The sequence below is a fragment of the Algisphaera agarilytica genome (assembly GCF_014207595.1).
Taxonomy (GTDB): Bacteria; Planctomycetota; Phycisphaerae; order Phycisphaerales; family Phycisphaeraceae; genus Algisphaera; species Algisphaera agarilytica.
Genome location: NZ_JACHGY010000001.1, coordinates 965,978 through 988,129, shown reverse-complemented (window position 1 = coordinate 988,129; position 22,152 = coordinate 965,978). Strand labels below are relative to the sequence as shown.

Genomic DNA, 22,152 nt, shown 5'->3' with positions numbered 1-22,152 from the left:
GATGTTACGCGGCTTGCGTATCCGCGGCGGCCTGGGCCATCCACTCGTCGATGGTGTGCACCACGTCTTCGAGGTTCGGCTTGTTGAATTGCTGATCCGCTCCGACCTCAATGCCTTTGTGCCGGGTCTCGGCGGTGATCAAGGAGCTGTAAAGCACCACCTTGATCTTGGACGTGGCGGGGTTGTCTTTGACCTTTTTGCAAAGGTGCAGCCCGTCCATCTGCGGCATCTCGATATCCGAGATCAGCACATCGGGAAGCGGCGAGTTGTTTTTCACCGCTTCGGCAAAGGCTTCCCAGGCTTCCTGCCCGTTGCGGTAGGCGGTGAACTGCTCGAAGCCCGAGTCGCGGATCATCTTCTCGATCGACGCTCGGATGAAGCTTGAGTCTTCCGCCAGCCAGATCCGCGGCTTGCTGCGATCAACGCCCATCGTGTTGACCGCGGCGGCCTTGGCGTGGCTGTCGTTGTTGGTGATCGTGTCGTAGATCGACTCGAAGTCGAGCATCATGATGAGTTCTTCGCCGACCTCGGCCATGCCCGTGACGGCGGTGTGGCCGTTCGCGCCCGAGTCGGGCACGGGGCGGATGTCTTCCCACGACAAGCGGTAGATCGAATCCACCACCTCGACTTCAAACGCCGCGGTGACGCCGTTGAACTCGGTGACGATGATGCGCCACTCGTTTTCATCCTCCAGCTTAGGGATACGGTTGAGCTGCTTGTGCAGGTCCACGACCGTCAGCACGCTGCCGCGCAGGCGGATGACGCCTTTGACCGTGTCGGCCTGGCCGGGGGTCGGGATGGCGTCCACGTGCAGGATTACCTCGCGGACCTTGGCGACGTTAACGCCAAAGCGTTGGCCGCCTACCTCGAAGACCAGCACCTCGAGTTCGTTGGTCCCCGATTCGAGCAGGATGTCTTTGCTTTTGTTCTTGGCCGAGGTCGAGGGAGTGGGCATGTTCGGGGTCTCGGGATGAGGGAGATCGATCGTGATCGGACGGGGCGGGACCACACCCGCTAGGAATCGGATCGGCCAGCCCGAATGCGGGGTTTACTCCTTCCCCGCCTCGGTCCGTTTAATGGCGGTTTCCCCTATCTTCCGCGGGATTATCGGCCGTGCTCACCCTCGATCCGTCACACAGGCCACCACATACGCCCGCAGCTTCTCCGGCTTCACCGCCTCGCCCAGCCCCAGCTCCTCCGCCGCGCCCAGGGCCGTCTCGGCGTTCCACCCCTGATGCCGCGCTAGCGCGATCAGCGCCATCGCCCCCGCCCGCTGACCCAGCTTGCAGTGCACCGCCACCGGGCCGTGCTCCCGCGCCCCGGTCAGCACGGTCTCAAACGCCGTCGCCAAGCGCCCGTCCGCGCCGCCTTGCTCCGGGGGCCGCATCGACATCGGCAGGCTCACGTAATCCATCCCCAATCGCTCGCAAACCTCGCCCTCCTCCTTCACCGACATCGGCATCGCGTCCTCGCCGTCGTTCCGCAGGTTGATCACCGTCTTCACCCCCGCCTCGGCCAGCTCGGTGAGTTTCGCTTCATCGGGTTGGCCCAGCACCGCCAGGCCGTGGTCGTCGAGGTTGATGGGGGGCATGTCGGACGCTTCCTTCAGGGGTTGGTCGGGGACTGGTGGTCTGGTCTGGTGGTCTGCTGCCGTACCAAAAGCAGACCAGTGGGTGCCGCGTGGGGCCCGTGGCCCCGCAATCCTATCGCTAGGGCTTTGGGGCTGCTGTCGGGGGTAACCGCAACTATTCCCACGCTTGCAACACGCCGTCTCCGCGCGGGCTGATTGAAAGTCGTTTCGATCCACCACGGAGTTTGAGAGACACGGAGGCACGGAGGAAGGCAGAAGCCATGGGTACTGACGCTCAATCATTGTTCTTCTCCGTGTCTCCGTGCCTCCGCGCTCTCCGTGGTGGATCGGTGCGAGTTCCCCACATCAAGGGGTGGGGCGGTGGGCACATGCGCACCACACCGTCGCCAGATTCACGGAGGCTCTTCACGACAAGGGTTAAGAAATGTTTTTTACCCCGTATTTTCTTGGCCTCAGTGCGACACCCTGTGCGCACCGCTCCAACGTTTTCCCGAGCCAATGTCTTCGGGCCGTCATGGCTCAACCCGACCCGACCTTCATCACCGTTCGACCTGGCCCCGCCCCGATGCGGGACATAATGTTGAACCGAGCCTCCACCCCCGGCCAACGCCACCGACCCGGACCCCACGCATGCACCTCCGCCACCCCCTCGCCCTCGGCCTCCCGACCCTGCTCCTCATCACGCTGCTGCCCGGCTGCGGCGCGGGGCCGCCCGGCTTATCTGAGCTCACCGACGACCAGGCCCAGCACCTCGCCCGCCGGGGCTACGACCAGGGCTACTTCGATGTGCAGGCCCTGCAGATGGGGACCCGCGCGGGCTACGGGCTCGGCGACGTGCCCGGCTTCGAGGGCGACGCCTGGCGTCTCGGCCGAGACGACGCGATCCACAGCCGACCCAGCCGCACCGACGTCCAACTCGCCGAGTGGATCCAGGCCCGCCGCCTCGATCCGAATTTCAACGACAACCCGTAACGTCCGCCCCTCGCCCCGGCCGGCTTAAGCCACCACCAAATCCGCACGATAAAGGGATTAGGGGGTTCGCGTTTCCGCGTTTACTGCCATCGGCACCCTCGGGCTTCTTCCCCATGAGCAACGTGAGACAGGGCAAACCGCTGAGCCGTGGTTTTAGTCTGGTGGAGCTGATCATCGTGGTGGTGATCGTGGGCCTGCTCGCCGCGATCGCGATCCCGCGCTTCAGCCGGGGCGCCTCCGCCGCGAGTGAGAACGCCACCCTCGCCGACCTCGCGGTCCTGCGCCAGGCTTTGGACATGTACGCCGCCGAGCACAACGGCAACTACCCCGGGGGCATGGGCCTGGTCAACTCGTTGACTCTCTATTCCAATGCCGCCGGCTCAACCAGTGAAGCGCCGTCCGAACTCTACCCCTTCGGCCCGTACGTCCACGCCATCCCCGAACTCAAGTCCGGCCCCCAAGCCGGCAGCACCGTCGTGGCAACCATCGCGGCCCCGCCCAACACCACGTATCCCACCCCCATCGCCTGGCTCTACCTCCCCTCCACCGGCCAGATCTGGGCCAACGACCCCGACCTGCTCAACCGCGGCCTCTAGCCGCGCAAAACAATCCTGTACTCGAATGCCCGGGCGTCGCCACCCCCGGGCATTGTCTTACCAACCACCCTCACCCCGCCTTCCGCGCCAACATGCACACCTGCCCGCTCTTGGGGTTGTAGATGTTCCGATCCAGCACCTCGAACCCCGCGTCGCGCAGCATCGCTTCGAGGTCATCCGCCTTCAGCCGATGCACGATCGCCGGGGCCTTGCCCAACAGCTTCGCCGCGCCGATCGCCAACCCCCAAAACCACATCCAGTCGCCCAGGCAGGGCGTCTCGCACAGCACATGCCCGCCGGGCTTCAGCACCGCGTGCACCCGCTCGACAAACCCCTCCACGTCCGGCACCAGGTGAAACACGCTGTAAATCGTCACCGCGTCGTAACCACCCTCCGGCACCGGCAACGCGGAATCCATCAGATCGATGGCCATGAACTCGGCGTTCTCCACCCCGCGCTCCTGCACCTTCGCCTTGGCCATCTCGATCATCCGCCCACCCAGATCGATCCCCAGGATCGACCCGCAGTGCGCCGCCAGGTCCAGCGTGATCTCCCCCGAGGCACACCCCACATCCAACACCCGGCCTTCCGGCGAAAACACCGCCTGGGCCCGCTCCAACCGCGCCGCATAATTCGGCCCCTTGTTCCGCGACCCCTTGTCATACCCCTCGGCAATCTTGTCCCAAAACGAACCCGCATCGGCCATGGCGAATCTCCTTCGCCCCCCACTTTAGCCCGGGGTCAATGACCCCGAGCGGGGAAGCACCCACCCCGTTCCGCAGATGCATGCCTTGATCCCCTCTCCCCCCGGGAGAGGGTTAGGGTGAGGGCACCCACGCTCCACCCGTGTCACGCCCCGCGCACAAGATCACCAACCCGCCCTCACCCCAGCCCTCTCCCGGAGGGAGAGGGGGTAAGACCGCCAACCCCCAGGCCGAATGTTTCATCGCCGCCCGGTCGGCATCTTCGAGTTCCGCGTGGGCCGGCAGGATTTTGCCGTCGTCCACCCAGCCCCGCCCCCGGAAGTCGATCTCCACGCAGCCACATCCCGTAGGTCGTACACGTGATCATCACCCCGAGCGTCTTTCGCATGACCATTTCCCGAAATACATGAATCAAAACTTTAGCCCCGGGTCAATGACCCGGGGTAGAGTCAAAATTATAATCAAGGATATTGTCGAGATGAGTTAGACGGTCAATCTTGCCGAGAGCTTCTTTCCAGTATTTCATCCTACTGTTGTGCTCCCCAATACCGCTCCACTCGATTACTTCAACTCTTAGTTTCTGTCGCTGCAATCGCAGTCGGATTCTTCGATTCACATGAGTATCAGTGCCAGAGTAACCAAAAATAATTAATCGCTTTGATTCCTTCATAGCGAGTCGGAAATATTTCCAGTATGCGCTGAGGATGCTACTGCTTTTTAGGATTTCCAACTTGTAGTCGTGATGCGTCAAGATGAGGTGTTTTCGTTCAGAATGGGTGGATTGCAAACCACTAAGTTGGATTTTTTCGATAACACCAGAGCTGTTTTCCTTAAAAAGTGGCGATCCATGTAAGTGAAGGTACCAGCCGAAATTGCTGTAAGTCCGTTTCAGATTTGATTCGGAAAACCCGGATCGATGGAATCCATCCACGAGAGAACCATTGTATCCCTTGCATATATCTTGGGATACAAAGGGGCGATAGAGTAAATTGTCGTAATTCAGGGTTGCGACATGCGATTGGGTTTTCTTAATAAATTCGCACAGACTGTTTGTGAAATCTTCGGGTAGCTCTTCGTCGTAGTTGTGGAAGTGTGAAGCCGCAAGTCCGAAGTATCGACGAACAGCTCTTGGAAACTTCTGCCCCCCATTTGATAGCCAATGAATCTCCCCTTCACCAATACTGTTTATTAGGTCGCAAGCAGTGATGACTTGTTGCAAGATATGGAGTTCAGCTTCTTGTTTCGGCGCATCGCTAGCGTCATCTGTCGGCAGGCATTGAATAACTCTAGTTTTGTCTTTTGCAGATAACGATCCATCTCCACTAGAGTTCCAAGCGGCATTGAGTGCAGTAGATAGGTTGAGGTAATGGGAATCCAAAGCCATACCAAGCCCATTCCCAATAAGGATTGTGGCCTCGGTGTGTGGCATAAAGTACTAGTCTTCGGAATAAGTATTTTGAAGGGAAGAACACGGGCGGGCGTTAACCCGGCCGTGTTGAGGGGGTGTTGGTTCAGACGGGGGGGGTTAGTAGCCCATGCCGTCGTCGTGGTGGTCGTCGCCTTTGCCTTTGATCTCGGTGATGACCGCGTCGGTGGTCAGCAGGAGGCCGGAGATGCTGGCGGCGTTTTGCAAAGCAGTACGTTCGACCTTGGTGGGGACGATGACGCCGGCGGCGACCAGGTCGCCGTATTCGGCGGTCAGGGCGTTGAAGCCGAAGTTCTTGCCCTTGCCGTCTTCCACTTCCTTGGCGACGACGCTGCCGTCGTGGCCGGCGTTGGTGGCGATCTGCTTGATCGGGGCCGAGACGGCGCGGAAGACGATGTCGACGCCGAGCTGTTCGTCGCCGACGAGGCCTTCGATGTTGGCCAGGGCCTTGCGGGCGCGGATCACGGCCGAGCCGCCGCCGGGCAGGACGCCTTCTTCCACGGCCGCACGGCAGGCGTGCATGGCGTCTTCGACGCGGGCCTTCTTCTCTTTCATTTCCGACTCGGTCGCGGCGCCGACGTTGATCTGGGCCACGCCGCCGGCGAGCTTGGCGAGGCGCTCCTGGAGCTTCTCGCGGTCGTAGTCGCTGCCGGTCGAATCGATCTGGCCGCGGATCATGTCGATGCGGGCCTTGATGGCGGAGGACTTGCCGGCACCTTCGATGAGGGTGGTGTTGTCCTTGTCGAGGACGGCCTTCTTGATGCGGCCCAGGTCGGTGAGCTCGAGTTTTTCGAGGTCGATGCCGAGCTCTTCCATGATCGCGCGGCCGCCGGTGACGGTGGCGATGTCTTCGAGCATGGCCTTGCGGCGGTCGCCGAAGCCGGGGGCTTTGACGGCGGCGATGTTGAGGACGCCGCGGAGCTTGTTGACCACGAGGGTGGAGAGGGCTTCGCCGTCGATGTCTTCGGCGATGATGAGGCAGGGCTTGCCGGACTCGGCGACCTTGCCGAGGATCGGGATCAGGTCCTTGGCGGAGCTGATCTTCTTTTCGTGGATGAGGACGTAGGCGTCTTCGAGGACGGCTTCCATGCGGGAGGCGTCGGTGACGAAGTGGGGGCTGAGGTAGCCCTTGTCGAACTGCATGCCTTCGACGAGCTCGACGTTGGTGTCGAGGGACTTGCCTTCTTCAACGGTGATGACGCCGTCCTTGCCGACCTTGTCCATGGCCTGGGCGATGATGTCGCCGACGGTGCCGTCGTGGTTGGCGGCACAGGTACCGACTTGGGCAACTTGCTCGGAGGAGCTGATGCGTTTGGAGTCTTTGTAGAGCTGTTCGACGATGGCGTCGACGGCCTTATCGATGCCGCGCTTCACTTGGTTGGCGTTGGCGCCGGCGGTGATGTTCTTGAGGCCTTCGGCGAAGATGGCTTCGGCGTAGACGGTGGCGGTGGTGGTGCCGTCGCCGGCGTCCTTGGAGGACTTGGCGGAGACTTCCTTGACCATCTGGGCGCCGATGTTTTCGATGGGGTCTTCGACTTCGATTTCCTTGGCGACGGTGACGCCGTCCTTGGTGACGGTGGGGCTGCCGAAGGATTTCTCGAGGATCACGACACGGCCGGAGGGGCCGAGGGTGGTCTTGACGGCTTTGGAGAGTTTCTGCACGCCGCGGAGGATGGCGGCGCGGGCTTCGTTATCGAATTTGATGTCTTTAGCGGGCATTTGTTAGTTGCTTTCGGTTTGGGGCCGTTTGAGTGGGCCTTGGGGATAAGAATTTGAGGCGCTAGGCGCTCGTGGTTAGGCGCTAGGGCCTTGGGGTGAGGTGGAGATCGGCGTGTCGTGTGGCGGGAGTGAGGAGCCGCGGAATGGGGCTTCCGAGTGGCGTTGGCAACGAAGCCTAGCGCCTAATCCCTAACGACTAGCGCCTACCCACTCACTCCACGATGGCGAGGACTTCGTCTTCGCCCATGACGATGTAGTCTTGGCCGTCGACTTTGATTTCGGTGCCGCCCCATTTGCCGAGGATGATGGTGTCGCCTTCTTTGACTTGGAAGTCGGTGACGGTGCCGTTGTCGAGGGTCTTGCCGGTGCCGACGCGGATGACTTTGGCTTGCTGGGGCTTTTCTTTAGCGCCTTCGGGGAGGAAGATGCCCGAAGCGGTTTTTTCTTCGGCTTCGAGACGCTGGACGATGATCTTGTCGCCGAGGGGTTTGATTTTCATAACACTGAGACTCCGTAAAAAGGGTTGAAAGTTAAAAGAGGTCGGGGGCATGCGGACTGAAGTCCGCACGCCGGGGTTAAGCGGGGGGTTGAGTGTTGTTGCTTCCGGGGGCGGGCCATTGGCCTTGGTGGTGGCGGTTGAGCAGGCGTTGGATGACGTTGAGGAGGGGCGCGAGGTTGTCCGGGCGGTTGACCACGGAGAACGCGCCGAGGCGCAGGGCATCGTTGAGCAGACGCGCGGCCTGCTGCTGGGTCGCTCGGCTGTTGATCACCACCACCGGCGGGTGGTCAGGCTTGCGTTGCAGGACTTCGAGCAGCCAGAGCCCGCCGTCGGACTGGGCCGCGGGGGTGGCAGAGGGGGTGGTGTCTTTGGGGGTGGCGAGGTCGACGAACGCGGCGTGGAAGCGGATGCGTTCGGTGAGCTCGAGGGCCTGCTTGGCGGAGGTGGCGAGGTGGGCCTCGACGCCCAGGGGCTTCATCAGCCGGGGGAACTGCCGGGTCCAGTGCTCGACGGGGCGGGCCCGGTCCTCGGTGAGCAGGACATTGAACCGCCCACCGGGCTGCGGTTTGAAGCCGGCATCGGGGTCGGCAGGCGGGATGGGTGGGCGCACGTTCACCATAATGTGCCAGGAAAGATGCAAGCGGTGTGCCGGAGACAGGGGTGGGGGAAATCGATCAGGCTATTGATTTTTCAGGACTTACGTTAAATATTGGGCAAGCTTGTGGGCCCGAAAAACCGCTCTCGGCTGCCGGGTGGCTCGGCGGCGGCGGGCGCGGGTGTCGAAATGGCATAGCCCGGGCGGCGGATCGCGGGGCGGGATCACCCCAGCGGGATGTGCAGATTGAAGCTGTGGGACCGCTCGGCTCCCGTGTCGGCGGCACAGAACAGGACTTTGGGTTGGCCGTCTTCGAGGTAGATCTGGGGGCGTTCGAGGTGGTCGAGGGGCTGCACCTCGCCGTCGTTCCAGGCGACCTGGGGCGTGGTGATGAAGGGCTCCTCGGCGGGGGACCAGTCCAGGCCGTCGGGCGAGGTGAAGGCGACCAGCGACATGCCGTGGGGCGTGAACGAGCCGTTCATGTCCTTCACGATGGCGTGGTAGCTGCCGTCCTGGACCCACACGAACGGGTCCTCCGCGGGGAAGTCCACGCCCGGCACGGTAAAGATCGCTTTGGGCAGCGTGATGAATGGGCCGGTGGGCGCGTCAGCGATTGCAGCGACGTGGACGACCGGGCCGAACTTGGGCGCGGGGTTTTGGTCGCCGACGGCTTTGTAGATCATCAGGAACTTGCCATCTGGCCGCTGTACCACGCTGGGGTTAGCGCAACACACCCCGGCGTGTTGCCCGGGGTGGCACTCGATCAGCGGCTCATCGAAGCGCTCCCAGGGCCCCGCAGGATGGTCGGCGACGGCGACGCCGATGCGCTGGTTGTTGCGGAAATCCCAGTACTTTTGTTGTGGATCGGGCAGGTCTTGGCCGTGGGTGCCCATGTGGTAGAGGTAGTACTTGCCGTTGAATTCGCAGACGGTGGGGTTGTGCGTGCAGAGTCCGTCCCAGTGGCCGTCGCCGCGCGGGGGCAGGGCGACGTGTTGGTGGGTGTAGGGCCCGAGCGGGTTGTCGGCGGTGGCGTAGGCGATTTCCGAATCGGTGACCCAGGCGTCGTGGCCGAGTTCGCGTCGCCAGCGGGCGTAGAGCATGTGGTACGTGCCGTCGTCGGTGCGCACGACCGAAGCGCCCCAGATGTAGAACCCCTCATCAATGAACTTGGCGTGGCGGGGCAGGGGGTGCAGGCGTTGCCCGGCAGAGAGCCGGCCGGGGGACGTGGAAGTCGTCTTCATTAAAGTACTTTATCACGTAAATTCGTAAAACGTAACCGTGATTTAGGGCCAGGCGAAGGTCGCGCCTTCGGGCGTCTCGTTGGCGGCGCGTTCTTCGACGGTCATGTGGATGTTGTAGTCCAGCGAGGAATCGACTTTCGGGCCGGTGAACGTGCCGGTGGTCGGCGCGGCGTAGCCGGGGGTGGGCGAGGCGGCGACGGCGATGTGGCGGTTGGCGCACGCCAGCCCGGTCGTGGGGTCGTAGCCCCGCCAGCCCGCGCCGGGGAGGTACACCTCGGCCCAGGCGTGCAGCTCGCGCTGGTCCTGCTGCTGCGCATCCCAGGCGTAGCCCGAAACAAACCGCGCCGCTAATCCCACGGATCGGCAGGCGTCCATGAACAATACCGCCGAGTCACGGCAGGCGCCTTCGCCACGCTCGAGCGTTTCGATGGGGGAGTAGGGTTCGCCTTCGTAGCGCAACACCTGACGGATCGTGCGCTGCAGGTGCGCTGCGAGGTTGCCCAGGAAGATGACCGTCTGCCGATCGGACTGGTGCATGATCTCGCGGGCCATCGCGTCGACAGTGGGGTGCAGGCCGTCGCGCTGGCGGTAGTGGGCCGCGGCGCTCTTGACCGGCTCGGCGTAGCGGGCGGGCAGCTTGGTCGCGCCCTGGTCGACGATGATGTAATCGAACGGGTCGTGCAGCAGGCAGTCGACGGTGGACTCGGTGGTGATGGTGAGGTCGGAGTGTTGCTGGTCGAACCAGAGCCAGTGGCGGATGTTGCCGTGCAGGTCGATGCCGTGGGTGTGCCGCGCCGGTTTGGGGTCGACGGTCATCGTGAAGTCGCGCAGGTGCTGGAGCACGCTGGTGCGGGGCTGGAGGCGGAGCACGGTCTGGTCGAGGCTAACGGGGGCGGAGTACTGGAAGCGCGTTTCGTGGGTGATGCGGTATCGGCGGATCGCGGGGCTGGTGTCGGGGGGAGAGCCGGGGATGGACGCACCGGGCGAAGCGAGGTCGCCGGGTTCGATCGGGGGGACGGGTGTTGTCATGGGGGGGCTACTGCTGCATCTGGGCCGATTGCTGGGCGAAGATGTCCTCGGCAGGCGGCGTGAAACGGAAGAAGGCTTTGTCGATCGCTTCGTCGATCTTGTTGAGCTGGGTCTGCGTGTCGTCGATGTATTCGTGCAGACCAAAGTCGATGATCTCGTCGATCTGGCTGAACTGCAACTGGCTGCGCAGCCGGCCGACGCAGCGTTGCACCGCGGTGCTGTGGCCGTTGTGGGGCCCGGTGATGTGGACGAGTGCGCCCTGGGCCTGTTCGAGGCAATGGGTCAGCGAGCGGGGGAACTGCCGATCGAGGATGAGAAACGCCGCGACGTTGCCCGGCGTGATGACGCCGTGCACCTGGCGGTACATCTCCAAAGCGCCGACCGAACGCAGCAGCGCCGCCCACTGGACGGTGTCGAGCGCCCCGCCGACGTCCTCGGCGTCGGGCAGCAGCAGGAAGTATTTCACGTCCATGACGCGCGAGGTCTTGTCGGCCCGCTCGAGCATGCGGCCGAGCTTGCAGAACTCAAAGCCTTCGTTGTGGCTCATGGTCGCGTCGGTGTTGGCCGAGAAGAGCAGGCAGCCTTCTTTGACCGCGCGGTAGAAGTCGACTGGCCGATCCTCGCGGATCACGTCGTCCGCGGCGCGTTTCACGGTGATGTGCATCGCGTTGATCTGCTGCCACATCTCGGAGGTGATGATGTCGCGGATGGTGCGGGCGTTGTCCCGGGCCAGGGCGATGCAGTTGGCGATCGAGTTGGGGTACCGGCGGTCGAGCGTGAGGAACCGCATCACGTTGGCGCGGGTGGTCGAGTCGTAGAGCTCGTCGAACGCGGCGCGGTCGCCGGTGACGTCGATGAGCGGTCCCCACGGGTCGCTGGAGGGGGTGAATTGGTCCAGCGAGAGCTGCAGGTTCACATCGATGAACCGCGCGATGTTCTCGGCCCGCTCGATGTAGCGGGTCATCCAGTAGATCGAGTTGGCGACACGTGAGAGAAGCATTGTTGTAGGCGCTAGGGATTAGTCGTTAGGCGCTAGGTTGGGACATCGGGGTGAAGGAGGGGCGGTTTACGATCGAGGCGTTGGCTGCAGTGTTCAATGTGTTGGTGTCATGTGTCGTCGTATGCCGCGGCACCCCGGGGCATTGACCCGGGGCTAAATTTATTCGGTTGCATGTCCATTCTGGGCCAAGACCCAGGTGTCCTTCGTGCCGCCGCCCTGGGACGAGTTCACGACCAGGGAGTTCTTGCGGAGGGCCACGCGGGTCAGGCCGCCGGGCAGCACGTGGATGTCTTTGCCGTAGAGGATGTAGGGCCGGAGGTCGACGTGTCGGCCCTCAAGTTGTTCGTCCACGACCGTGGGTACCCGTGACAGCGACAGCGTCGGCTGGGCGATGTAGCCGCGCGGGTCCTTGGCGATGACCTCGGCGTACGCGTCGCGCTCGGCCTGGCTGGCGTGGGGGCCGACCATGATGCCCTTGCCTCCTGCTTCGTTGGCGGGCTTGACCACGAGTTGGTCGAGGTTGTCCAGCACATACGTGCAGTCTGCTTCACGCCCGCAGAGGAACGTCTCGACGTTGGGCAGGATCGGCTCCTGGTCGAGGTAGTACTCGATCATCTTCGGCACGAACGCGTAGATCACCTTGTTGTCGGCGATGCCCGCGCCCGGGGCGTTGGCCAAGGCGACCCGGCCGCTGCGGTACACGTCCATGATGCCACGGACGCCCAGGGCCGAGTCGGGGTTGAAGCAGCCCGGGTCGATGAAGTCGTCGTCGATCCGGCGGTAGATGACGTCCACGCGCTGCAGGCCCTGGGTCGTCTTCATCTTGACGAACCCGTCGTGCACGATCAGGTCGCTGCCTTCGACCAGGGGCACGCCCATCTGCTGGGCGAGGTAGGAGTGTTCGAAGTAGGCCGAGTTGTAGATGCCCGGCGTCATCACCACGGTCTGCGGGCGATCGATCCCCCGCGGCGCGAGGTGCTCCAGCGTCGCCAACAGCTTCTCGGCGTAGTCGTCCACCGACCGGATCGGCAGGCTGCCGAACACACGCGGGAACGTCTGTTTCAAGACCCGGCGGTTTTCCAACACGTACGACACGCCCGACGGGCAACGCAGGTTGTCTTCGAGCACGTAGAACTCATCGCCGTCGGTGCGGACCAGGTCGATGCCGCTGATGTGGCACCACACGCCGCGCGGCGGGTGCAGCGTCATGCACTTCTGAAACGTCGGGTTATCGAGGTCGACGTATTCACGCGGGATCGTGCCGTCCTGCAGGATGTGCTGCGGGCCGTAGATGTCGGTGAGGAAGTGGTTGAGCGCCTGGATGCGCTGCTTCAGACCTTCTTCGACGCGGTCCCAGACATCGGATTCGATGATGCGGGGCACGACGTCGAAGGGGATGATGCGTTCGGTGGCTTGCTCTTCGTGGTAGACGTTGAACGTGGTGCCGGACTCGAAGAGGGCGCGCTCGGCGGCGCGTTGGCGTTGCTGGATCTCGCCCTGTTCGAGTTCGAACAGGCGGTCCATGAGGGGGATGGCCGCGGGGCGGGGTTGGCCGGCGTCGGTGATGAGTTCGTCGTAGAAGCCGGTGGTGGAGTAGCCGTTGAGATCCATGTGAGTCGGTTTCAAGCAGGCGTGGCGAAAACATGGGCGTCGGCCTCGAAATCTGAGGCAGACTGCCCAAAAAAGGCGCACACGGTTCCGCCAAGCGGTGCTGGTTAATAGTAAGGCAAAGGTGGTGCCAGCCGATGTTGGTTTGCCGTAAAAACCGATTGGACGATCAGCGGGGTGGCCGGGGCAGAGTCTTCGATGCCCCGGAACGAAGGACCGAGGTGAGGGTTTAGGAGCACGCTTCCGGGGATTCGCAAAGCCTCAGCCCCGTCCACCCGGTTGCATGAGACCGTGGCAGCGAGGTGGGGCGGGATCAGGCGGTGGGGAGCGGGGCCTGCCGCATCAGCTCCTGCACGACCGTGTCGACCAGGCGGTTGATGACGTCGTGGGGCGTGGCGGGGATGGGCATGAGCACAAGGATGTTACCCAGCGGGCGGATGATGATGCCGTGCCGGCGCATCGCGTCGCAGAAGCGGTGGCCCTGGGGCTTGGAGAAGTCGAAGGCTTCGGGTTGGTCGGCAGCCGCATCGAGATGAGCGTTGGGCCCCAGCTCAATGCCGACCATGATGCCGCGCTGGCGGATGTCGCGAACATGGGGGCAGCCGCGCAGGGGTTCGAGGCGTTCGCGGATCAACTCGGCCGAGACGTTGATGTGCTCGATCAGGTCCGAGCACACCGATTCGCCGGGCGGCTGCTCGAAGAGGTCGAGGCTGGCGAGGGCGACGGCACAGGCGAGCGGGTTGCCGGTGTAGGTGTGGCCGTGGTAGAGGGTTTTCTTCTCATCCGGTTCGCCGGTGAACGCGTCGTAGATCGCATCGGTCGTCATCGTCACCGCCAGCGGCAGGTAGCCCGCGGTCAATCCCTTGGCCAGGCAAAGGATGTCCGGCGACACGCCGTCGTGCTCACAGGCGAACATCTTGCCGGTGCGCCCGAAGCCCACCGCGACCTCGTCGGCAATGAGCAGCACGTCGTACTGCTTTGCCAAAGCCGCGACGCGTCCGACAAAGCCGGGCGGCTGGCAGACCATGCCCGCAGCGCCCTGCATGACCGGCTCGATCACGATCGCCGCGGTCTGATCGGCCTGGGCTTTCAACAAATCTTCGAGCTTGCCGAGGCAGTAATCCATCAGCGCTTCGCTCAGCCCGGGGTCTTCGGAGGGCCAGGCGTGTTCCACGTTGTCGCAGCCTCGGCCGACCGCCTTGAACCCATGCGGCGGACGCAGCGCATCGGGCGCGGGGAACCAATCGACGGGGAAGACCATGCTCTGGAACGCGCGGTGGAAGAGGTCGGAGTAGCCCACGGACATGCTGCCGACGGTGTCGCCGTGGTACGCGCCTTCGAGGCCGATGAATCGCGTCTTCTGGGGTTGGCCGCGGTGGTGCCAGTGGCCCACAGCCATCTTGAAGGCGACCTCGACGGCGGTGGCGCCGGCGTCGGTGTAGAAGACCTTGTTGAGGGGTGAGGTTTGAGGGTTGAGTTTTGAGGCGGTGAGATCGACTAGGCGGTTGGCCAGTTCGATGCTCGGCGGGCTGGCGAGGCCGAGCAGGGTGGTGTGGGCGATCTTGTCGAGCTGATCGCGGATGGCCTGGTCGAGTTCGGGGACGCGGTGGCCGTGGACGTTGCACCAGAGGCTGGAGACGCCGTCGATGTAGCGGTTGCCGTCGGTGTCGGTGAGGTAGGGGCCGTCGCCTTCCTCGATGACCAGCGGGGGCTTCTCGCACCACTGGCGCATGGGCGTGAACGGGTGCCAAACGTGGTCGTGGTCGAGCTGGGCGAGGCTGGGCTGGGGCGGATTCGGATCGGGCATGGCGGGCGAGTCGGTATAGTGTGGTCGTCGCGTTGGAGACGCGGCGCGGGGAAAACACCCACGGACACGGGATTTTAGATGAAACCAGGGGAAGACACCCAGAACGCCCAGGCGGACCACGCCCGGACCGCGCCCGCCGGCCCGTGGTGGCGCGACGCGGTGGGGATGCTCATCGCCGCGGTCGGCGGGGCGTTGTGCGTCAAGGCCTACCTCGCCCAGCACAGCCTGTTCATCGACGAAGCCCGGCTGCTCGAAAACATCCTGTCGCGCAGCTGGAGCGAACTGACCCAGCCGTTGACCCAGGAGCAGGCGGCTCCGGTGGGGTTTCTGTATCTGGTGAAGCTGAGCATCGGGTGGATCGGCGACGACAAGCTGGGCTTCCGCGCGGTGCCGATGGCGGCGGCGGTGGCGTCGATGTTCCTGTTCTGGATCTTGATCCGGCAGCTCGTGCGCGGTTGGCCGGCGTGGTTCGGGATGGCGGTGTTCGCCGCGGGGTCGTCCACGGCGTACTACGCCCAGCAGACCAAGCAGTACACGGTCGAACTCATGGTCGCGCTGCTGCTGCTTGGTGTGATGGGCTGGATCGCCAAACGCGGGCTCAGCGGGTTTCGGCTGCTGGTCTTCGCGGTGGTGGGGGCGTTGGCGACGTGGCTGGCGGTGACGGCGGTCATGGTGCTGGCCGGCTGCGGCGTGGTGTTGCTGGTGTTGGCGGTGCGCGGGAAACGGCCGGGGATGGTCGCGGCGGTGCTGGGCGTCGGCGTGCTGTGGGTCGGCAGCTTCCTCGGGCAGTACGCCCTGGTGCTCAGCGAGTACCGCGGCAGCGATTACCTGGTCGACTACTGGAAGAACTTCTACCTGCGCCTCAACCCGCGCCTGCCCCACAAAATCTTCGGGCAACTCGGCGGGGTGTTCATCCACCCGGTGGACCTGCAACTGCATCAGCTCGGCCTGGTGTTGTGGGGGCTCGGGCTCTGGGCCGCGGCGGTGTCGCGGCGGGCGTTGCCCTGGGCGATCGTGCTGGGCTGGCTCACGCTGGGGTTGATGTCGTTCCTGGGCCACTACCCCTACGGCGATCGGCAGGTGCTCTTCGCGCTGCCGCTCTTGATCGGCCCGATGACCATGGGCCTGGCGTGGATCAACGAGCAGGGCAGGCACGGCCGGACTCTGGCGGTCGTCTTGGCCTTAGCGGTCGTGTCTGGACCGATCTTCACTGCGGGGTCGGTTGAGGTGGACGACGACCTCGAGCCGGTGATGCTTGAACTCGCCGAACGCGTCCAGCCCGGCGACGTCGTCTGGGTCGACCGCGGGGCGATGTACATGGTGAGTTTCCTGCAAGCCCGCTCTGACGATTTCGACCTCGCCCCCGCGGTGGTGCAGTACACCCAGCTCGTCGACGGCCAGCGCCACTGGGCGGTCGATGAAATCCGCGCCCTCGACGGCCAACCCCGCGTCTGGCTGCTCATGTCCCACGCCATCGGCCGGCAGGGCGTCGACGAGATCAACTTCGTCCTGCTGCTCGCCAAGCAGCAGGGCCGGCAGCTCGACGAGATCACGGCGGGGAAGAACTCTGACACCTCCGCCACGCTCTTCGACTTCACCGCCGACCCCACCCCGGCCCCCACGCCCGCGGGCCCGCCGCCCGACGTCGACGGGCTCCCGACCGAATTGTCCGATACCCTGACACCGCCCGAGCCCCAACCCGAGAACCCGCGATGAAAATCAGCGTCGTCATCCCGATCTACAACGAACAAGACACCCTCGACGAGATCATCCGTCAGGTGCGTGCGGTGGACATCGACAAAGAGCTTGTCCTCGTCGACGACTACTCCACCGACCGCACCCGCGAGATCCTCAAGGGCTACGAGGAGCAGGAAGACTGCACCGTCATGTACCACGAGAAGAACCAGGGCAAGGGCGCTGCCCTCCGCACCGGGTTCAAGGCCGCCTCGGGCGACGTGGTCATCATCCAGGACGCCGACCTCGAGTACGACCCGCAGGAATACCCCCGCCTGCTCAAGCCGATCCAGGACGGCAAGGCCGACGTCGTCTACGGCTCGCGTTTCGCCGGCGGCGACGCCAATCGCGTGCTGTACTACTGGCACCGCATGGGCAACGCCTTCCTCACCGTGCTGTCGAACATGTTCACCAACCTGAACCTGACCGACATGGAGACGTGTTACAAGGTCTTCAAGCGCCCGATCATCCAGGACATGACCATCGTCGAAGACCGCTTCGGCTTCGAGCCGGAGATCACCGCCAAACTCGCCAACATCCGCGGCATCCGCATCTACGAGGTCGGCATCAGCTACTCGGGCCGGACCTACGACGAAGGCAAGAAGATCGGCATGAGCGACGGCTTCCGGGCGCTGTGGTGCATCGTGAAATACAACACCTGGGGCGCCGGGCCGAAGAAAACGATCGGCGACTACCTCGATTGACCCGCCCCGATGTCGGGTGGCCGGGGCAGAGTCCGCGATGCCCCGGAACGCGTGACCAAGGCGCAGGTTCATGCCAACACTTCCGGGGCTTCACCAAGCCTCAGCCCCGGCCACCCGTCGCGATATTTCTCTGGCACGCGGCTCGGCGGGAGCCTCGCCCTCCCGTCGTACCACTCGAATTAGATTGGTTCTTACGTATTCAGCACGCTTTTTATGCGGCTTGAAGTGTTTTTCGATGCGCTCTATCACAGGACCTGAAGCGGAAACCGCTTCGGGATTCGCACGGCCGAATCTACAATGGCCGTGGTTTCGATTCCCTCTCTCACCGGCCGTGGTCCTCACGGCGACATCCCGAAAGGAGCGTTTGGTATGCCTGTTGCCACCCATTCGACACCCGATCTGCGTAACCTCGCCTTTGTTGGTCACAGCGGAGCGGGGAAGACCACTCTCGTGGAGACGCTCCTCCAGAAGGCCGGCGTCGTGAACCAGCCCGGCAGCATCGACCGTAAAGACACGCTCAGCGACTTCACCGACGAAGAACACCACCACGGCCACTCGCTCTTCGCCTCCGTTCTCCACGCCGACTACCGGGGCAAACACCTCAACCTCCTCGACGCGCCCGGCGCTCCCGACTTCATCGGGCAGACCGTGAGTATCCTGCCGGCGGTCGAGACCGTCGCCGTGGTTATCAACGCCCAGTCCGGCATCCAGCCGGTGACCCGGCAGCTCATGCAACGCGCCGCCGACCAGAACCTCTGCCGCATGATCGTCGTGAACAAGATCGACGCCGAGGCCCAGGGCGTTGACCTCAACGCGCTGCTCGGCGACATCCAGAAAACCTTCGGCAAGGCCTGCCTGCCGCTGAACCTCCCGGCCGAGGGCGGCGCTTCCGTCCTCGACTGCTTCCAGAACGCCGAGGGCGACTCCGACCTCGGCCCCGTCTCGGACTTCCACACCGCGATCATCGAACAGGTCGTCGAAGTCGATGACGCGTTGATGGACCTCTACCTCGAGCAGGGCGACGTCGTCACGCCCGAGCAGCTCCACGCGCCGTTCGAGCAGGCGCTGCGCGAGGGCCACCTCGTGCCGATCTGCTTCACCTCGGCGACCAACGGCGCGGGCGTGAACGAGCTCTTGGACATGATCGTCGGCCTCGCGCCCAACCCCACCGAGGGCAACCCGCGGCCGTTCGTGCGCGGCCGGGTGGGCGAGGTCGATCTGGACCCCGACCAAGAGATCCACCCGATCCCTGATGCCGAAGAGCACGTGCTCGCCCACGTGTTCAACGTCCGCATCGACCCGTTCGTCGGCAAGCTGGCGGCGCTGCGCGTCCACCAGGGCACGCTAACCCCGCAGACGCAGCTGTTTATCGACGACCCGAACACCGGCGAGTCCAAGAAGCCGATCAAGGCGGGCCACCTGTTCAAGCTTCAGGGCAAGGAGCATGTGGAGTGCGACCAGGCTGTGCCGGGCGACATCGTGGCGCTGGCGAAGGTCGATGAGCTGCACTTCGACGCGGTTTTGCACGATTCGCACGACGAGGACAACCTGCATCTTCGGCCGTTGGACATGCCCGAGCCCATGGCGGGCCTGGCGATCCTGCCCAAGAAGCGCGGCGACGAGCAGAAGATCGCCGATGCACTCACCAAACTGCAGGAAGAAGACCCCACGTTCCGCGTCACCCGCGATCCGGTGACCCATGAAACCGTGATCCACGGCCTCGGGGACCTGCACCTGCGCATCCTCCTGGAAAAACTCCACAACCAGCACCACGTCGATGTCGACACGCAGACGCCCAAGGTCGCCTACCGCGAAACCATCCAGGGCTCAGCCAAAGGCCACCACCGCCACAAGAAACAGACCGGCGGAGCGGGGCAGTTCGGCGAGGTCCACCTCGAAGTCGTGCCGACCCCGCGTGGCGAAGGCTTTGTCTTCGAAGACAAGACTTTTGGAGGATCGATCCCCAAACCGCTGATCCCCGCCATCGAAAAAGGCGTCCGCCAGGCGATGGGAACCGGTGCACTCGCGGGTTATCCCTTGCAGGACCTCAAAGTAAGTGTGACCGACGGCAAATACCACGCGGTCGACTCCAAAGAGATCGCTTTTGTGACTGCGGGCAAGCGTGCGTTCCTCGATGCCGTGCTCAAGGCCAAGCCGACGTTGCTTGAGCCGATGGTGGAGCTGGAGATCACCGCGCCCAACGCGCACCTGGGTGATATCACCAGCGACTTGTCGGGCAAGCGTGGCCGAGTGGTCTCGACGGACTTCCTCTCCAATGATCAGGCGTTGATTACGGCGGTCGTGCCGTTGGCCGAGGTGGGGTTGTACCCCTCGCAGCTCAAGTCGATGACCGGCGGTTTGGGCAGTTACACGCTCAAGTCCGCGGGCCACGAGCCGGTGCCTTCGCATCTGCGTGAGCAGTTGGCACGCGACTTCAAGCCCGACCTGCACGACGACTAAACCCTTGATCAAGCAGTGTTTGCTTGCGCCATCCAGATAACGTGATGCCGGCCCACGGCGTAGTGGGTCGGCGTTTTTGTTGGCATGAGCAGCACATGTCGTGTTTCGCTCACGCTTCGGTAACGCGTGTATGATGCCGCGATGTGGACAACCGACTTCTTAGCAAACCAATACTTCTACTACATGCTCCTCATCGGCGGGATGGCCCTGTTGCCGCGCGCCCGCTTCACCGCCAACCGCGCATTAGCGCTCAGCGCTGAAGAGGCGGAGAAGATTCAACCCAACGCCGCGCAGAGGGTGTGCGTGTTTATCCCGGGCCTGTGCGTGTTCGCGTGCATCGGGATGTTTCGTTACGCGTTGGGTGCGATCGTGTTGTTGCTGTTCTACATCGTGATCTACGTCGCGCTGATCATGTTGTTTAAAGCGGGTTCTTCACGCTAACCGATGAATTCATTCAAGTCTTGGTCGACGACGCGCCGATATTTATCGCGCGTCGTTGTGTTTTAGTGTTGACTTGATTTCGCATCGACGGTTAAAGTTATCTAAGCTCCGAACGGCGTCTTGAAAGGATCAACCGCCATGGCAAAGAAGAAAGCCACTAAAAAGAAGGCTACGAAGAAAAAGGCTACGAAGAAGAAGGCCACCAAGAAGAAGGTGACCAAGAAGAAGGCAACCAAGAAGAAGGTTGCTAAGAAGAAAGTGACCAAGAAGAAGAAGGTCGCGAAGAAGAAGGCAACCAAGAAGAAGGTCGCCAAGAAGAAGACGACCAAGAAGAAGGCCACCAAGAAGAAGGCCACGAAGAAGAAAGCAACCAAGAAAAAGGCTGCTAAGAAGAAAGTCACCCGTCGTGTGACCAAGAAGAAGAAGTGAGATCAGCTTGAGCTTCCCGCCCGCGGCACGTGACGCGGGCACCCGGCAGGCCGCTCCGAATTTCCGGCCCGCCACCGACTCAAGCCCACCCCACACTACGCCTCGGAGCTAATCACAGAGGGCGGCCCATTCGGGTCGCCCTCTTACTTTTTGCGCGTGGTGTGCACCCGATGAAGTCGTTTGGAGCGCTCGTAATCCATCCGTAGCGCTGGTTTTATCCCCCTCCCTTGAGGGAGGGGTGAGGGGAGGGTGCCGTCTACGGCTAATGGCTGCGAGCGCTCCACACCCTCCCCCTGCCCCTCCCTCAAGGGAGGGGAGAATAAACGAGACTCTTCGGGGTGAATGCCGCGTGCTTCAGCCGTCCTGAATCTGCTCCAACAGCACATCCGCCGCGGCGTGGCGGAATTCCACGTCTCGGAAGAAGTCGGCCAGCGAGGAGAAGCCGTCGAGCTGCTTCTGCCGGGCGTTCGCGTCGTTGAGCAGGGGGGTGAGCGCGGTCGTCAGGGGTTCGGGGCGGCCGTCGTGGGGGATGAACTCGGGAACGATCCGCCCCAGCTCCATCGCCTCGGTGATGACGTTGGGCAGCGCGAAGGTGCGGGCCTTGATCAGCAGCTTGCCGACGGAGTGCCAGAGCTTCATGTTGCCGTTGTAGAGCGCCACCATCGGGGTTTGGCGTGAGGCGGCCTGAAGGGTGGCGGTACCCGAGACCACCAGCGCGGCGTCGGCCCAGTCGAGCACGGCCGAGGCTTCGCCGACCACGGTCTGGATCCCGCTGGGGATCCGGCCGCCGGGGCAGTGCTGGCGGACCTGATCCGCGCGGGCGGCGTCGGCCGCGGCGATGACCACCGACAGGTCGGGCACGCGGTGGCGCAGCTGGTCGTAGACCTGCAGCATGGTGGGCCAGTTGCGTTCGATCTCTTTGGGGCGTGAGCCGGGTAGGAGCGCGAGTTTGGTTTCGCTGTCGCGCAGGGGTTGGCCGTCGGTGTCGAGGAGGTCTTGCGCGTCGGGGGTGTCGTCGGTGGCTTCAAACAGCGGGTGGCCGACGAAGGTGGAGTTCACCCCGCGTTGGCCCAGCCAGTTGGGCTCGAAGGGCAGCAGGCACATGACGTGGTCGGTGAGCCTGCGCAGCCGAACGATGCGCCACGTCGCCCACGCCCAGATCTGGGGGCAGACCAGGTGGACGATCGGCGCTTCAGGGTGGGTCTTGCGGACGGCCTTGCACATCGACCAGTTGGCCGCGGGGCTGTCGGTGGGGACCAGCGCCGCGATCTCGTTGTCTTTGAGCCAGCTGGTGAGCACCGCTTTGCGACGCAAGAGCTCTTTCGCTTCGCTGGCGGCACCGAAACCCATCTTGGCGTGGGCGGTGGTGTGTTCGAGGATTTCGGCGCCGGCGGCCTCCATCTTCGGCCCGCCGAACGCGACGACGGGGCGGCTCGGCTGACGCAGCTTGATCTCTTCGATCAGGCGGGCGGCCAACACGTCGCCGCTGGGCTCGAACACAGTGAACACGATGGGTTTGAGGTTCTCCACGGCGTGACAGTCTACCGACAACCGCGTCGCCCCGGCTGACCTGCGATATGCTAAAGCGACCGGGCGG

Annotated in this window: 20 protein-coding genes; 7 read left to right on the top strand and 13 right to left on the bottom strand. The window is 63.6% G+C overall.

Annotation, left to right across the window (positions count from 1 at the left end; translation table 11 throughout):
• Nucleotides 1-4 precede the first annotated feature (4 nt).
• Complete coding sequence (locus tag HNQ40_RS04240) at nt 5-955, bottom strand: chemotaxis protein CheV (protein WP_184676638.1); 951 nt, start codon at nt 953-955, stop codon at nt 5-7.
• Nucleotides 956-1,117: 162 nt separating this feature from the next.
• Nucleotides 1,118-1,591 (bottom strand): beta-lactamase hydrolase domain-containing protein, encoded by a 474-nt coding sequence (locus tag HNQ40_RS18495; protein ID WP_184676637.1) that lies wholly within the window; start codon nt 1,589-1,591, stop codon nt 1,118-1,120.
• A 630-nt stretch (nt 1,592-2,221) separates the two neighbouring features.
• Between HNQ40_RS18495 and HNQ40_RS04230 the strand changes: the two genes are divergently transcribed.
• Both HNQ40_RS04230 and HNQ40_RS04225 read left to right on the top strand, forming a co-directional pair.
• Nucleotides 2,222-2,563 (top strand): hypothetical protein, encoded by a 342-nt coding sequence (locus tag HNQ40_RS04230; RefSeq protein WP_184676636.1) that lies wholly within the window; start codon nt 2,222-2,224, stop codon nt 2,561-2,563.
• A gap of 113 nt (nt 2,564-2,676) precedes the next feature.
• Nucleotides 2,677-3,159 (top strand): prepilin-type N-terminal cleavage/methylation domain-containing protein, encoded by a 483-nt coding sequence (locus HNQ40_RS04225; RefSeq protein ID WP_184676635.1) that lies wholly within the window; start codon nt 2,677-2,679, stop codon nt 3,157-3,159.
• Nucleotides 3,160-3,229: 70 nt separating this feature from the next.
• Here HNQ40_RS04225 and HNQ40_RS04220 read toward each other — a convergent pair whose 3' ends face one another.
• From HNQ40_RS04220 to bioA, 10 genes are all read right to left on the bottom strand, one after another.
• A complete protein-coding gene (locus tag HNQ40_RS04220) occupies nt 3,230-3,865 on the bottom strand; it encodes a class I SAM-dependent methyltransferase (RefSeq protein WP_184676634.1) in 636 nt (211 codons plus the stop codon).
• Nucleotides 3,866-4,293: 428 nt separating this feature from the next.
• A complete protein-coding gene (locus tag HNQ40_RS04215) occupies nt 4,294-5,247 on the bottom strand; it encodes an SIR2 family protein (protein ID WP_184676633.1) in 954 nt (317 codons plus the stop codon).
• Nucleotides 5,248-5,388: 141 nt separating this feature from the next.
• The gene (groL, locus tag HNQ40_RS04210; RefSeq protein WP_184676632.1) at nt 5,389-7,008 is read right to left on the bottom strand and encodes a chaperonin GroEL; all 1,620 of its coding nucleotides are present in this window, start codon (nt 7,006-7,008) and stop codon (nt 5,389-5,391) included.
• A 211-nt stretch (nt 7,009-7,219) separates the two neighbouring features.
• Nucleotides 7,220-7,507: a co-chaperone GroES gene (gene groES, locus HNQ40_RS04205; protein WP_184676631.1), complete on the bottom strand. Its 288-nt coding sequence runs from the start codon at nt 7,505-7,507 to the stop codon at nt 7,220-7,222.
• A 76-nt stretch (nt 7,508-7,583) separates the two neighbouring features.
• Nucleotides 7,584-8,117, bottom strand: coding sequence for a response regulator (locus HNQ40_RS04200; protein WP_184676630.1), 534 nt, complete (start codon nt 8,115-8,117; stop codon nt 7,584-7,586).
• Between the two features lie 209 nt (nt 8,118-8,326).
• Entirely contained in the window at nt 8,327-9,343 is a 1,017-nt protein-coding gene (locus HNQ40_RS04195) for a glycoside hydrolase family protein (RefSeq protein WP_184676629.1), read from the bottom strand.
• A 42-nt stretch (nt 9,344-9,385) separates the two neighbouring features.
• A complete protein-coding gene (locus HNQ40_RS04190) occupies nt 9,386-10,372 on the bottom strand; it encodes a transglutaminase family protein (RefSeq protein WP_184676628.1) in 987 nt (328 codons plus the stop codon).
• A 7-nt stretch (nt 10,373-10,379) separates the two neighbouring features.
• Nucleotides 10,380-11,372 carry an alpha-E domain-containing protein gene (locus HNQ40_RS04185; RefSeq protein WP_184676627.1) on the bottom strand — a complete coding sequence of 331 codons (993 nt, stop codon included), beginning with the start codon at nt 11,370-11,372 and terminating at the stop codon, nt 10,380-10,382.
• A 159-nt stretch (nt 11,373-11,531) separates the two neighbouring features.
• Nucleotides 11,532-12,983 carry a circularly permuted type 2 ATP-grasp protein gene (locus tag HNQ40_RS04180; protein WP_184676626.1) on the bottom strand — a complete coding sequence of 484 codons (1,452 nt, stop codon included), beginning with the start codon at nt 12,981-12,983 and terminating at the stop codon, nt 11,532-11,534.
• 310 nt (nt 12,984-13,293) lie between these two features.
• Nucleotides 13,294-14,787: an adenosylmethionine--8-amino-7-oxononanoate transaminase gene (gene bioA, locus HNQ40_RS04175; RefSeq protein ID WP_184676625.1), complete on the bottom strand. Its 1,494-nt coding sequence runs from the start codon at nt 14,785-14,787 to the stop codon at nt 13,294-13,296.
• Nucleotides 14,788-14,865: 78 nt separating this feature from the next.
• On the opposite strand from bioA, the gene HNQ40_RS04170 reads away from it, so the two are divergent.
• The 5 genes from HNQ40_RS04170 to HNQ40_RS04150 all read left to right on the top strand — a co-directional run bounded on the left by HNQ40_RS04170 (nt 14,866) and on the right by HNQ40_RS04150 (nt 20,555).
• Entirely contained in the window at nt 14,866-16,503 is a 1,638-nt protein-coding gene (locus HNQ40_RS04170; RefSeq protein WP_184676624.1) for a hypothetical protein, read from the top strand.
• Entirely contained in the window at nt 16,500-17,225 is a 726-nt protein-coding gene (locus HNQ40_RS04165) for a glycosyltransferase family 2 protein (protein WP_184676623.1), read from the top strand. Before HNQ40_RS04170 ends, HNQ40_RS04165 begins: the two co-directional genes overlap by 4 nt.
• 369 nt (nt 17,226-17,594) lie before the next feature.
• Complete coding sequence (gene fusA, locus HNQ40_RS04160) at nt 17,595-19,685, top strand: elongation factor G (protein ID WP_184676622.1); 2,091 nt, start codon at nt 17,595-17,597, stop codon at nt 19,683-19,685.
• Between the two features lie 141 nt (nt 19,686-19,826).
• Nucleotides 19,827-20,126, top strand: a complete 300-nt coding sequence (locus HNQ40_RS04155; protein ID WP_184676621.1) for a hypothetical protein — start codon at nt 19,827-19,829, stop codon at nt 20,124-20,126.
• 138 nt (nt 20,127-20,264) lie between these two features.
• The gene (locus HNQ40_RS04150) at nt 20,265-20,555 is read left to right on the top strand and encodes a hypothetical protein (RefSeq protein ID WP_184676620.1); all 291 of its coding nucleotides are present in this window, start codon (nt 20,265-20,267) and stop codon (nt 20,553-20,555) included.
• Between the two features lie 354 nt (nt 20,556-20,909).
• On the opposite strand, the gene HNQ40_RS04145 is transcribed toward HNQ40_RS04150, so the two are convergent.
• On the bottom strand, nt 20,910-22,085 hold the full coding sequence (locus HNQ40_RS04145; protein ID WP_221435368.1) for a lipid-A-disaccharide synthase: 1,176 nt from the start codon (nt 22,083-22,085) through the stop codon (nt 20,910-20,912).
• Between the last annotated feature and the right edge of the window lie 67 nt (nt 22,086-22,152).

Coding starts and splice junctions, on each gene's coding strand:
- HNQ40_RS04240 (WP_184676638.1), bottom strand. CDS start 955: ATGCCCACTCCCTCGACCTCGGCCAAGAACAAAAGCAAAGACATCCTG.
- HNQ40_RS18495 (WP_184676637.1), bottom strand. CDS start 1,591: ATGCCCCCCATCAACCTCGACGACCACGGCCTGGCGGTGCTGGGCCAA.
- HNQ40_RS04230 (WP_184676636.1), top strand. CDS start 2,222: ATGCACCTCCGCCACCCCCTCGCCCTCGGCCTCCCGACCCTGCTCCTC.
- HNQ40_RS04225 (WP_184676635.1), top strand. CDS start 2,677: ATGAGCAACGTGAGACAGGGCAAACCGCTGAGCCGTGGTTTTAGTCTG.
- HNQ40_RS04220 (WP_184676634.1), bottom strand. CDS start 3,865: ATGGCCGATGCGGGTTCGTTTTGGGACAAGATTGCCGAGGGGTATGAC.
- HNQ40_RS04215 (WP_184676633.1), bottom strand. CDS start 5,247: ATGGCTTTGGATTCCCATTACCTCAACCTATCTACTGCACTCAATGCC.
- groL (WP_184676632.1), bottom strand. CDS start 7,008: ATGCCCGCTAAAGACATCAAATTCGATAACGAAGCCCGCGCCGCCATC.
- groES (WP_184676631.1), bottom strand. CDS start 7,507: ATGAAAATCAAACCCCTCGGCGACAAGATCATCGTCCAGCGTCTCGAA.
- HNQ40_RS04195 (WP_184676629.1), bottom strand. CDS start 9,343: ATGAAGACGACTTCCACGTCCCCCGGCCGGCTCTCTGCCGGGCAACGC.
- HNQ40_RS04190 (WP_184676628.1), bottom strand. CDS start 10,372: ATGACAACACCCGTCCCCCCGATCGAACCCGGCGACCTCGCTTCGCCC.
- HNQ40_RS04185 (WP_184676627.1), bottom strand. CDS start 11,372: ATGCTTCTCTCACGTGTCGCCAACTCGATCTACTGGATGACCCGCTAC.
- HNQ40_RS04180 (WP_184676626.1), bottom strand. CDS start 12,983: ATGGATCTCAACGGCTACTCCACCACCGGCTTCTACGACGAACTCATC.
- bioA (WP_184676625.1), bottom strand. CDS start 14,787: ATGCCCGATCCGAATCCGCCCCAGCCCAGCCTCGCCCAGCTCGACCAC.
- HNQ40_RS04170 (WP_184676624.1), top strand. CDS start 14,866: ATGAAACCAGGGGAAGACACCCAGAACGCCCAGGCGGACCACGCCCGG.
- HNQ40_RS04165 (WP_184676623.1), top strand. CDS start 16,500: ATGAAAATCAGCGTCGTCATCCCGATCTACAACGAACAAGACACCCTC.
- fusA (WP_184676622.1), top strand. CDS start 17,595: ATGCCTGTTGCCACCCATTCGACACCCGATCTGCGTAACCTCGCCTTT.
- HNQ40_RS04155 (WP_184676621.1), top strand. CDS start 19,827: ATGTGGACAACCGACTTCTTAGCAAACCAATACTTCTACTACATGCTC.
- HNQ40_RS04150 (WP_184676620.1), top strand. CDS start 20,265: ATGGCAAAGAAGAAAGCCACTAAAAAGAAGGCTACGAAGAAAAAGGCT.